The sequence below is a fragment of the Paraburkholderia sp. J63 genome (genome assembly GCF_905220245.1).
GTDB lineage: Bacteria > Pseudomonadota > Gammaproteobacteria > Burkholderiales > Burkholderiaceae > Paraburkholderia.
In genome coordinates, this window is record NZ_CAJMZF010000061.1 from 24747 (window position 1) to 37289 (window position 12543).

General features: G+C 63.8%; 7 protein-coding genes and 1 pseudogene. All 8 read right to left on the minus strand.

Annotated elements, in window-relative coordinates; genetic code table 11:
- Positions 1–9: 9 nt before the first annotated feature.
- Entirely contained in the window at positions 10–1155 is a 1146-nt protein-coding gene (gene tssG / locus U5775_RS35805) for a type VI secretion system baseplate subunit TssG (RefSeq protein ID WP_322062864.1), read from the minus strand.
- Positions 1152–2960: a type VI secretion system baseplate subunit TssF gene (gene tssF / locus U5775_RS35810; RefSeq protein ID WP_322062865.1), complete on the minus strand. Its 1809-nt coding sequence runs from the start codon at positions 2958–2960 to the stop codon at positions 1152–1154. The genes tssG and tssF overlap by 4 nt, the downstream gene beginning before the upstream one ends.
- A 168-nt stretch (positions 2961–3128) precedes the next feature.
- Entirely contained in the window at positions 3129–4718 is a 1590-nt protein-coding gene (tssA, locus tag U5775_RS35815) for a type VI secretion system protein TssA (protein WP_322062866.1), read from the minus strand.
- Positions 4715–8254, minus strand: a complete 3540-nt coding sequence (locus U5775_RS35820; protein WP_322062867.1) for an ImcF-related family protein — start codon at positions 8252–8254, stop codon at positions 4715–4717. Before U5775_RS35820 ends, tssA begins: the two co-directional genes overlap by 4 nt.
- Complete coding sequence (locus U5775_RS35825) at positions 8251–9489, minus strand: hypothetical protein (RefSeq protein WP_322062868.1); 1239 nt, start codon at positions 9487–9489, stop codon at positions 8251–8253. Before U5775_RS35825 ends, U5775_RS35820 begins: the two co-directional genes overlap by 4 nt.
- Positions 9490–9492: 3 nt before the next feature.
- Entirely contained in the window at positions 9493–9765 is a 273-nt protein-coding gene (locus tag U5775_RS35830) for a PAAR domain-containing protein (RefSeq protein WP_322062869.1), read from the minus strand.
- A gap of 171 nt (positions 9766–9936) precedes the next feature.
- Positions 9937–10980 carry a hypothetical protein gene (locus U5775_RS35835; RefSeq protein ID WP_322062870.1) on the minus strand — a complete coding sequence of 348 codons (1044 nt, stop codon included), beginning with the start codon at positions 10978–10980 and terminating at the stop codon, positions 9937–9939.
- A gap of 19 nt (positions 10981–10999) precedes the next feature.
- Positions 11000–12543: pseudogene (locus U5775_RS35840) on the minus strand (hypothetical protein); the annotation flags it as partial.

The window sequence follows — 12543 nt, forward strand, 5'->3', positions numbered from 1 at the left end:
TTTCCGTGGTCAGGCACGTTTCGGACTCAGGTAGGGGTTGGGCGGCGGCACGGGGAAGGCTTCGCACACGCCGAGCGGGATGATGATCATGCGCTCCTCTTCGGAGGGCAGGACCATGGTCCTGCCCAGCTGCGGTGCGGGTCCCGCCTCTGGTGCCGCAGACGCCGCACCGATCGCGGGCAACGGCGCGATCCGCGAAGACACTTCCATGCGGAGATGAACGTCGGCCTTGACGCCCGCATACAGCCGCACGAACGCGATCAGTTCGCGCTGCAGCCACGCGCCGGGTAGCAGGTCGTGCGCCTGCTGGGCGCTGCCGGGCCGCAGCGTGACCCGCACGGCACGGCTGCGATACGCCATCCGCCGGCCCAGCACATAGCCGCTGCCGAGTCCCCGCACGCCGTCTCTGCCCTGATCCCGCGCGGACACGCTGGAGGTTAACGGCCGGGGCGTCCCGGTGCCGGTGAAGGCCGGAAAAAATTCCTCGACGCCCACATCGGCACCCGGGACGGCCAGCGCGATCACCCCCGCGAGGCCTTCCGGCGTGCGCGTCTTCAGGGCCAGCAGACCCAGCAGCGCGAGCATCCGGACATCCGGCAGGCCCGCACGCCCGGGCTTGTCGCCCCAGCCAAACCCGACCAGGCACAGCAGGTTGCGCGAGTGGGCGTCAGTCCCGCCCGGGCGGAAGCTTTCCGGATAGCGATACTTTTTCCAGGCGCGGTAGAGCAGCGTGACGAAGCGGTGGTGAAACCGGTCGAGAAACGATTCGACCACTTCGTGACCTTCTTCGCGCAGGACGATGTCGTCGATCATGTGCGACGGCACCGCTGCATCGACCCCGTACAGCCCCATGAACGTCGTGCGGATGGTGGGCGGCGCGGGCGGCCCGTAACCGTCCTGTGCCTCATCGAATTCGACGGCGGCCACCTCGCCCGCCGGAAATCCGGTGCGCGTCCACGCGCCGAAGCGCACCGGTTCGTGCGCCGCCGTATCGCGCGTGCCGAAACCCGGACGATCGGGCGCACCCAGTTCGAGCAGGCGGCAAAGCTGCATGAAGCTCATGCGGGGCGCGCGAGCCAACAGCGCCGCAACCAGCGGCTCGATATTGGGGAGGTCGTTTCCCGGGGAAACGTGTTGCGCAGCCTGTGGCGTCATAGCGGAGCGCGTCGTGCTTTGCTGCGCGGCCAGACCGTGCGGGCCTGCGACGGCAGGCTCACGATCGAGAGCTTCGTGAACAGGTTGATCTCGGCGTACGCCGCGAAGAAGCGGTGCAGCAGTTCGCCGAACAGCATGATGTCGCCCTCGCCGGCGAACGCGTGGGAATCGAGCGTGACCTCGATCAGCACGCCCCGCTCGACCGAACCACCCGACACCTCCTCGAGCAGTTCTTCCGAGACCCAGCGGATGCCGGCCAGGCGCCGTGCGTTCAGTTCGTCGTTGGTCCAGTCGTAGAGCGCGAGTGCGCCGCGCAGCACCTCGGCGTTCATCATCGAAAGGAAATTCGGGGCGAGGAGGGAGAGCACGCGCCACTGGAACCGGTCATCCGTGGGGGGATACAGCGGCAACGTGGGCGCGACGAGGTTGCGCACGCCCGTGACGTTCGGCGTACTCTCGGCAAGCTCGCTGAGGCTGGCTTCGCGCAGCCCCTTGCGCGGCAGCATGCCGTTGGTGCCGGTCACGCGCAGCGAAAGGCTTTCCTCCGGCAGCGTCTCCATCGTCTCCCAGGCGTGGCCGCCGAGCACCACCCACGTCTCATGCAGCCCGGACACGCCGGGGCGCACGCGCGCGTGAAAATACCGCTCGGGCGCTTCGTGGCGCAGCATGCCCCCGCGATGGCGGAACGTGGCGAACGGTACGTACTCGTGCCGACCGGCCGTTGTGTGCTCAAACGTCTCGATCGCATCGACCGAATAGGTTTCGACATGCTCACCCTGATAGCCCGCCGGCACGACGCGATACTCCGTTTCGTGGTGGTTGATCTCGATCGGCTCCGCGTCGAGTTCGAAAAGGTTGATCACGGGAGTACAGAACAGCCGCACGTTGTCCCGGCTGAAACGCTGGTCGGACGGGTAAGCTTCCTTCAGGACGAATTCGAACTCGAAGCGGGTGGTACCTGCGGGAAGCTTCGCGACATCCAGTCCGCACAGGTCGACGAAGAGGAATTTCTCGCGGAACGAAAAATATTCGAGCAGCAGCTGGTGACCCGAGAACGCGGTGTCCGCCTTCGGCCACAGCCGTTCTTCGGTGGAGAAGCCCGCGGGCTCGATCGTGATGCCGGGCAGAGGCACGGCCTCGCCGTCACGCACTTCCGGGATGCGCCACAGGATCGAGTCGATCTGGCGCGTGAGCGCGAGGTGCATGGCAAACGCCACCGGAAAATCCGCATTCAGGTGCAGTCGCAGACGCGACAGGTCGGTTTCCTCGCGCCGCGCCGAATGATGCAGCTCGAAGCCGAGCCGGATGACCGAGCGCCCGTCATGCCGCACGGTCGGCCCGGCGTGGGTGATCGTGACCGGCTGGAGCTGGACCATCTGCGTGGTCCGATACAGGCACTCGACGGTTTTGGGCGTCGTGCTCCCGGCGCCCGCCGGAGGAGGCACGCTGATCGGCGCGGAGCGCACGGGAACCCCCGCGGGCACGATCTCGGTTCGTTGCAGCCTTTCCCGCAGCGGAATCAGCTCGACGACCGAGAGCGACGGGATCATGCGCAGATAGTGCGGCCACAGCAGGCTCACGAGCCCTTCGGTGAGCTCCGGCAGTTCGTCGTCGAGCTTCCCCTGAATGCGCCCGACGAGGAATGCGAATCCTTCATGAAGCCGCTCGACATAGGGATCGCGGTCGCCCACACGGTCGAGGTTGAGCAGGCGCGCGCGGTCGGGATGCGCCCGGGCGAACTCCTTGCCGGATTCCCCCAGGTAGCGCATCTGGCCTTCGTAGTAGTGCAGGATCGGATCGTCCATTTGTGTATCCCAGTTGTTCGTTCTGCCACCTGAATCAGGACGGGAATCCTGACCTTCGGCTTTTTGCGCCACCCCGGTTCGGGTGTCGGTGCGCCCGCACGATGTTTGCGGGAAGGTTCGGTAAAACGCCTGCGGGGGTGCCAGTGCGTGCCATCGTTCGATCCGGCCTCACGGGGCCAGCGAAAGCGCACGGGCAGGATCGAGTACCGTCATCTCGCCCTGCAGTTCTCCGATCCGGCGCGTCAGCGCCAGCTTGTCAGCATCCTTGCGGTTGCTCGCGGCCTTCAGCGCGCGGACCAACTGATGCTTGACCTCGAAGACGAGCGCCGGGTCCCAGCGCAGGAGAGGCAGTGACGTGGCGGACGCATCCAGCTCGACCAGCAGCGCGAGCGCCGTCTCCGCACGTCCCGCGTGGTCGGCGAGGCGTGCCATCACGAGCCGCTGCAGATAGCGGTGCCGGGCGGTTTTCAGTCCGGGCAGCGCTTCGAGCCATGCGAACGCGGCTTCGATGCTGTCGCGTCCGGCCAGGTCTCTTGCCTGCGCCTCGATCTCGGGCCAGTCGCCGGCGCTGCCCGCCTCGCCGTCGGCCGAAACGGGCAGCGGCGCCACGCCCTCCCCCGCTTCCAGATCGCGCACGACCGCGTGCCGCGCGATCCATTCGAGTGTCGTGTCGTCAGCGAACGGCGTGCCGTCGTTGAACGCCAGCCGCTCGATCCCGGGCAGCCGCTCCAGAAAGAGCGCGAAATCCGCGCGCAGCAGTTCACGCCACGCGCTGTACGGCGCGCCCACGTGATCGAGTGCCGTGTGCTGAAAGTACTGCAGGTCGAACCACAGGTGATTGACGCCCTCCATGAACGCGCCCTCGACCCGTTCGAGCAGTTCATGCCACTGCTTCTGCAGCACGAGCCGCTTCATCTGCTGCCGCAGCTCGGCGCGTGGCGCGACGAGCCGCGTATGCGACGCGGCGTTCGACGGGGGCACCTCGTGCAGCGTGTCCCAGCGCACGCTGCGCGCGAGCCGCACGGAAGGCAGATAACCGTTTTCCTGATCGCGCAGCCAGGTGGCCATCGCGCGTGCCTGGTCGAGCAGGTCGCGTGTCGAGGCGATCGGCCCGACAGGTGCGCCTGGCGTCGTGGCCGGCGGCGGCGCACCGGCAGCGGATTCGTCCGGGTCCGCCGGCGCGTTCCGGCGCTCGAACCGCGAAACGAGGGGTTGCAGGTTCGGGCGTGCGGCCTCGGGCCAGGCGAGCGTGAGCGTCACCAGCACGTCGAGCGCTGCGAGCGCGCGCTCGAGATCCGCCGGCGCGAATTCGCCGCCGCTTTCGAGCAAATCCAGCATACGCGTCGTCGCCAGCATGTCGAGTGCGGCTTTCTTTGCTTCGGCGCGCGCGGGCAGGACCGCCTCGCCGAACCGGTCGACGAGCGCCGCGGCCAGCTCCAGCCCGTCGGCAAACCCGGCTGGTCCGTCCTGGCGCAGCCTCGCGAAGGCGTAGTAGCCGGTAAGACGCAGATCCTTCCCGGTCTCCTTCAGCAGTTGCTCGCACGACCGCACGATCAGGCCGTCATCGATGCCCGAGAGCTTGCCGGCCTCGTCCCGGAGCGCGAAGAACGCATCTTCGTAGCCGGGATCGCGGCCCACACCCGCCTCGCCGGCGAGGGGCTGCAGCCAGGACGCCCACGTGGCGAGGCGCGTGCGCGCGAGTTCTCCCGCGTCGCCGCGTGCGGGAAACAGGCTTCTGAAGACCTCGCCCAGTTTCATTCCGCCTCCGGTGCCGCACCGTGCGGCAGGGGCATCGCTGCGTGCCTGGCAGCGGCAATCGCCGCCGGCGGCAATGGCGGCGGACTGCTGGCCGTGGCCCTGGGTCCGGCGCTCGCGCCGGCCGCAACGAAGATGCGCGTGGGCAACGTGAAGTGTCTCAGCTTCAGCACGTCGAGCGGGCCCGCGCCGGCGTCGCTGCGCAATTGAACCTTGAGCTCAATGCCCTGACTCGCATCCGGGGTCCACGTCAGCAGGTAACGGGCGTTGTCCTGCTGCGAGACCTTCGCACGCTCCAGCAGCCGGATGACCCCGAAACGCCCCTGCGCGTCGAGCGCGGAGCGCAGGCCGCCCTGCGTGGTGTGCCATTCGATGTGGGAGAGGTTTTCGAGCGACTGACCAGGCCACTCGAACGGCACCCACTCCTCCCGCTGGTTGAAGTAGTCGAGTTCGCCGCCCGGCAGCACGACCTTCATGTCCGTGATGCCTGGCGTCGCGACGCCGCGCAGATCAAACCGCATATGGGCGTCGCCGGACGGAAACAGCACCGTCGAGACGCGCATCAGCCGGTTCAGGCCGTCGAGAAAGGCCGGGTCGAGCATCAGCGCGCCGTGATCCGCGCCCTGGGCCGCCATCCAATGATCCCCCTGGCGCTCGACGACGCCGGCGAGCTGCGTCGTGACGAACTGCACGATGACGCCATTGTCGGGCCGCATGAAGCGCGCCATCTCGGGCAGCGACGCATCGTTGTCCGAATCGGCGAACGGATAGCGCCCGCCGAAGGACTGGTTCCAGTCGGCCAGGATCGACGTGCGCCAGATGTCGTTCAGGCTCGCCGCCGCCGGTTTCACTACGGCCCGCCACGTCTGGTCGAGCGGCGCCTGCAGCAACTGGCCGAAGCCGGCCCACTGCTGGCCCAGGCTCGCGGCCACGCGGCTCGCGTAGTCGCGGCTGTCCCCGATATCCGAGGTCTTGCCCTGCAGTACCGACTGTGCCGCGATCCTCGACATGGCGTCGGTGTCCGCGCTGTTGACCATCTGTTCGATCTTCAGCCGCATAGCCGTGACGCGCTCGAGGTAGCGCGCGAGGCTTAAGTCGCCGGTGGCGGCCGGTTGCGCGGCCTTGCCGCCCTGCGCGGGTGCAGCGGCGACCAGGTCGCTGCCGGTCAGCCGCAGGATAGGCCCGAACGTCACCGCAAGCGGGGCGAGCCGGGACGGCGTCTGCTTCGACGGATCCGCCTCGCCGCCGCCCACGAACTGCTGCGCCTTGCTGATCAGCGTATCGGAGAGCGACTGTGTGCTCGCGCCGGCGCCGGCCTGATACGCGACAACGTTCATGAGCGCGACGAGCGGCGAGCGCTGCGGGTCGGCCAGCAGCGTGAGCTGGTCGGCCGTTGCCGGCAGCGTGGACGCCGGCTGCCAGCGCAGGCTGTTGAGGAACAGCGCCCATGCGCGCCCGTAGTCATCGAAATAACGCTGACGCAGCTCGGCCTTCAGGGTCGAGGGCGCCTGGTTGACCGTCTTCGCATCCGAGAGCACCCAGTCGCCGGAGATATCGCCCTGCTCGCTGGCTTCGTCGATGGCCTTCGAGATGCGTTCGTCCCATGCCGCGCGCGTGAAAATGCCCGGGATCGTCTGCGTCGTGTTGAACAGGCCCCGGCCGGAGGTGTCGCCCAGCAGGGTGGCCAGTGAGACGGGCGGATACTTCGGCCTCGCGTCGTCGAGAATCTGCTGATAGATCGCGTCGGTCGAGTTCTGGATGCCGCGCACCCCGATGACGGTTTGGCGCGTGGCCGCGACGAGACTGCTGTCCGGCACGATCGCGAGCGACGTCCCGTTCGAGGGCGTCGGGTGCCCCAGGTGGCTGGCCAGGAAGCCGATCGCGTGTGCGCGCAGATCCTCCCACGTGCCCGACGTCACCGGCGAATTCAGGGGCCGCGCGGGCACTGCGGTCGCGACGAGCTGCGGGGCCAGGAACGAGGCCACCGCGCGCTGCGGCTGCGCGAGCATCAGGTAGGCCTTGAGCGTGTCGTAGGCGGCCTGCGCCTGGGTGTTGCCGCCGCTTGCAATCTCGGCGTCGGACATGGAGGCGAGCTGGCGCAGACGGTCTTCCAGCTTCTGCCGGATCGGGGCGACCAGAATGCGGCCGGCGGCGTCCTCATAGCCGGGCCACAGCGCGTCGAGCAGCGCGCGGTCGCGGTTCAGGCCGAAGCGCGAAGTCCACGGTGCGCCATCGCGCTGGCGTGTCTCGAGCGTGTCGATCTGCCTGTCGAACTCGTCCAGCGTCTGCATCGCCTGCGTGGAGCCCTGATTGCCCGACAGCCTGGCAAGCGTTTCCCTGGCCGTGCCGATCGTTGCGCGGTTCGTGAACCCCGATACCATCGTGCCGGCCATCCAGAGGCCCACCGCCGCCGTTGCGATCCACGCGGCAGTGGTCGAAAGCGAAAAGCCCACGCGGCGGCCGTGGACCGTGCGGCTGTGATCGGCGACCGTCTGCCAGATCGAGCGGTGCCGCGGCTCGGGCTGTGCCTCTTCTTCTTCGCCGTTTTTTTCGACGTTGGCAGGCGGATCCAGATCCCGGTCCTTGAAGAGCGGCGCGAACAGCAGCCCATGCACGGCGTGCTGCCAGTAGCGCGATCGCGCGGTCTGCATCACGAGTCCCGACAGCGCGCTGCCCAGCCGTTCGATGTGTTGCGACAGTTCAGCGGGGTAACGGTCGGTCCGGTCCGCTGCCAGGCGAACGACGCCGGCGCCTGCGAGATTGCGGGCGAGACGTTGCAGCGACGCGCTGATTTCGTCGGCATGGGTCCGCGCATTGGACCACGTGAAGCCGATGGCCTCGTCGGGCCCCGAAGGCTCGGTGCCGAAATCGGTGACGTTCAGCAGGTACGCGGGCGCCGCCCAGCGCAGGGCTCGAGCATGGCGGGCGAGGCGTTGCGAGAGTTCTTCGGTGTCGAACGCTGAACTGGCCGAATTGCGGTTGCGCGTCACCGCCACGATGGCGTCGACCGGGCGACGCCGGCGCAGGCGCCGGATCTGTTCGAGCCATGCTGTATCGAGTGTGGTGCCGGTCTGCTTTGCGTAGAGCAGTACCGCGTCTCCGGTGAGAGCGTAGCCGGTATCGGTCAGCCCCGGCGCAAGACGTTTTACCAGGGGCTCGTCGCCTGCGACGAGGACCCAGCGGTCACGGTAAGGCCAACCCCATCGCGAACCGTGCCGGTCCTTGATTGCATCTGGAAGTGAAAGCGATGACTCGGCAACGTTCCCGGCCTTGCGGACGCCCTTTTGGGCGTCATATCGCAATAGCCATTGTGTTGCCCGCATCGACGCAATCCAGAGCAGGATGGCTTCAAAAAATTTCGCAAAAAGAAAGGACAGCAGCATGCCCGCGAGCAGCGCAAGCTCAAAAATCACTAGCCGTGCCATACTCCATCGCTGTTCTCGCGCGATGATCAATGTCGCAATGGCAAAAATCAGAAACAGGATGGCAAATGCGATGCCGATAAGAAGTGCTGCAGGCCGTGGTTTGTTTTCGTTCATGTCTGCTTCTCGCATATTAGTGCAGTCAGAACATCACCTTCCTGCGTGACCACGAGTTGAGGTTCATCCGTTAGTGCTGCGTTTGCGACTGCAAGGGTTGTAGCCAACCACGCACGCGCAACACCCGCATCTCCGACAGTTGCGTCCAGATCTATGGTTCCCATCGAACGACCGAAACGACAGGACGAACGAATTGTCCGGGTCGAGTCCTCCGCGAGCCCAGTGCGCCAGGTCGTTCCGATCGCGTCGAACGCCGTCCTTCCCCAACGAGTTGCGAGCTTCAGTGTGTTGACCACGTCCGCCAACGCACCTCTCGCCGGGCGATGCAGGAACACTGGAGACGCCAGCCCCAGGCGCCGGGCCATGAAACGACTTGATACAAGCAACATGCTCCCTGCTTCCGCCACACCGCTCGCCAGAACCTCGTCTGTCACGTTGCGTAACTGCAAGGCGACCAGAAGATTGAATGCGTCGGAACGACTATCATCGAACCACTCATCCGCTCGAAATAACGGGAGTTCAGATTCTGGCTCGTTGACCTCCACACGCAGAGCGCGCCGGCTTTCGTTGAGAAGCGAAAGCAGGCGTTCCTTGGCGGTTGTGGGATCCAGTACAGAATCGATACAAAGATCGACCTTCACCGTAGCCCGTCTCGGGAGTGCCAGAAGCTGAGGCGCGATGCCGCTCGCCAATTGCCTGAGTAACCAGTCGCAGACTTCTGTCTGGCGCGCGTGTTCTGTCAGTGCATTTCCTGCATGAAATTGCCGGTCCGGCACATCCAGCCATCTCGCGATGACGTCGGTGTTGGGCATGGCCACGCTAGGGACAGGAAGTAACTTCGTCCTCTTATCGACCAGAGAATCGACAGAGTTCTCCTCTTCTTTGGAGCTGAATCTCCATGCATGCCCCAGCACCGCAATGGGCTGGCTTGAAGATTCATGGCACTGCGCCTCAATCTGGTCGCTGGTCTTATTCGTCGCCAATGCGGAATTGACCCGGCCAAATGTATAGGCGAGTCGACAACTCAGCAAGAAGGCCCACGTCAAAATGGGGAGACCAACCGAACAGAACCAGAACAGCAGACTGTCTGGTTTTCCGGCTGGCCAGACGAAAACGGCAAAGATTGTGCAACCCAGGATCATGAGGCAAAGCAGCAGCGCCCACCCCAGAATTGAAGGGCGGCTAACCTCTGGGACGCTAACCTTCGGCGGGACGCGTAAAAAATCGACGGGCATGCTTTAGCCGACCTGAGCACCGTCCGAGGACGCTATCAGGACGCTACCGCAGCGCGTTGCATCACCGTCTCTGGCTAGGGGTACGCCGGCGTCGGTAAGGCGACCGCTTCCCTCTATGATCTCGTTATCACCGTGGATCGGGCACGATACGAGCGTCCCCACCTTTGCAGCACGACGCCCCTTCACGCCAATCCTGTCCGAGCCAGAAAGGACGACTCCACCATGACTCGTATGATCACCTTCGTAGACTAGCCTTTTCACTTTGGATACTCCCATTCAATTCATGAATCTCATGTGCTGCCACTCATAGGTGACTGTCAAAGTCGATCCGGGACGACATCTCTCGTTCTCGATATATGCTTACGCGATCGTCGAGTTCACTTACAGCGCCTTAGTACCCATCGCCTCGCCATTTTTGCTTTAGCCAGCAGTCCATAGCGGATTACATCACGGCACAATCACCAGTTGATCGCCTTTAATCCATCTAAGTAGATGCTTGCCGGAAGCGTTGACATAGTCCACATAGGCCCAGCCGGATGGCAGCTGCTTCAATACCGACACCGCATCATTCCTGACCAAATAAGCCCGACTTGGATGAGCATCATCAGGCTCCGTATAGAGCGTCGCCTTTTGCGCTGATACGGTAGCCGCACGCGCCCTAGTTTCTCCGTCTGTCGGCGTCGACGAACTATTGTTGCTGTTTGCTTGCAATATCGCGGTGTCGATTAGTTGCGCGTCGTGGTGCGCGCCTGCTGCACGCAATGCGATCACTATCTTCCGATAGGCGTCACGATTTGCTGCCGATGGCGGATCGCACCGCAGAAGATTCTCAGCACCGGAATCATCATCAACGAGTGATCGCGGCGGCTGACCGGCACTGATAAAGTGCAGCATTCGGCTTGCCGATGGGCGGTCATGCTTTAGCATCAAATTCGTCTGATCGTCCGTTCCCCACTGTGCAGGCTGGCCAGCCAACCAACCAGCTCCGCATATCTCACCCGTCTGATCGGCAGTAATACAACCCGTGGCTATCTCAATAGCGGAACAATATTCCCGGCTCTGCACGGTCTCCGCTTGCCCGGGCCCAGACGATACTGTCCCCGATTCGACCCGCCCAATGACCATGTATTGCCCGGACGGCGAAACGTCACTCGCGCTTGGCGGTTCAATTTCCGTGCTCCCCCTCGATTCTCCAGCTCTCGGCAACACGCTGAATGTCGCTCCGTTCGGAAAATAGAATGCTGCCTTCCGCCATGCACGTTCGGCCAATGGTGCTTGGGGGTTCGATGCGTTGCTAAAGAGAAGGGCTGCACCACCAGGCAAAGCAAACCGGAACGTCGACGACGGAGGCGTGGCAAGCGCGGGCTCTGCAGCGCCACCGGCGAGGAGAACGGCTACAGTAATGATTGCGCTGGCGCGAAGCGCCTGCACGCGAGGGAGGTCGATTCGGCTCAGACGACCGAATCGAAACGCCGGAGTACGTAATTTCATATTTTTCAAGTCCCGCTTATCAAGATGGCATTCCCAAAGCTTGAACCAGATGCTGATATCGCTGCGGCGCGACGGACACGCCGTTGGCATGCGCCATATAGCGCGTTGGACCGTAGTCCTGCAGAATACTGGTTTCGTATGCAGTTGCGTCTGCTCCCCACTCCGATGGATTGCGAGACACATGCGGGTTGTGTTGAAAAAAACGGTCAAGCGAGGCTTTCACACTGTTTGCCGTCGCACCGGGCGCATTAACGTCCTGATCCAAGACGGTTGCGCGACCAAGGGGAGATCGAAAATAGTCCTTGATCTGATAAGCGTAGCCACTGGGCATTTTGCCAATAGCCTGATTAAGGCGATCAACGAAATCGCGGATTTGAAATTCCTGATAGAGCGGTGACGATACGGCGTGGGCCATTGACGCGACCGGTGGACATTCGACCGGCTTGCCGAAGGTATGGATAGAACAGTCGCGTCGCAAGGCAGTGTAAAGCTCGTCGCCGACAATCCGAACCCCGTTCGTGAATGTCGCATGCGAATATCCCAGCGATGCACTGCTGCCTGAACCCGTGACGGTCCAACCGCAGTTAGAGAAATACCGTTGATACTCGGAAGGATTCGCATCTCGAAACGCAGCGATTTGAGTTGCCAACTCGCCCCGACTTTCCGCGCCCCGAATGGTCTTTTGCATTGCCCCTGCACTTATGATCGCCTTATCGATCGCCTGAACTGTATCCACCATGCCTTCATTCTGCGACATAGCACGCAGAATGCTCCCCTCCGTCTCGCTCAATGTCCCGTTGGTTCGCATCGTCGCCAAAGCAGGACAAGTACCCAACGGAATAGTGCCGGAATGCTGTGGTCCGTACCAAAACGTATCCGCGTCTTTTTTGAACCGCGTTCCAGTGACGGTCATGCAACAGCCACAAGCGCACCCTTCAGGCGCCAAGAAGTTCCCCACCAACGCAATCGGATGGATATGAAAGACATTGGGATCCGGGAAGCCCTGCACGCCCGCCTTGGCTTCGTCCCACCAGACGAGCTTGGCGATGCGCTTTTTCTCCTCTTCGTGCTCGGGCTGCGAACCGGTGTGTTCCTCAATGGCGCTGACCAACTCCTGCCATTTCGCCGGATTGGCCCATTCGCTTTCGTGTTTCGGGATCAGGCGCGATGCGCTGAACGCGACCCACGGAAATTCGCTGCCCTGCGGATTCTGGGCGGCGCCGCGAAGCTCTCCTACCGCGTCAACCCCGTCCCCGTTCGGATAGAGAGCACGATAGAGTGCGGACATGAGGGGACTAAGCTTGCTGACCGAACCGAGATCAGGCGCACGATTGCCCGTGGCGTAGTTGACGTAGTCGTTCGTGCTCGCAAAAATCGTGTGTGTCGGATCGTGGTCTTCATCATGGCACGTGAAGTCCACCCAGCTTTGCGAAAACTCCCGGGTAACACGGCCACCTGCGAAGCTCTGCTCTCGCACCCAACCCGTGATGGCATTACGCTGGACGTCTGCACTGTCCACTTTCCACCATCGCCGCTTCTGCCCGTCGGTGCCTGCTGTCGTCT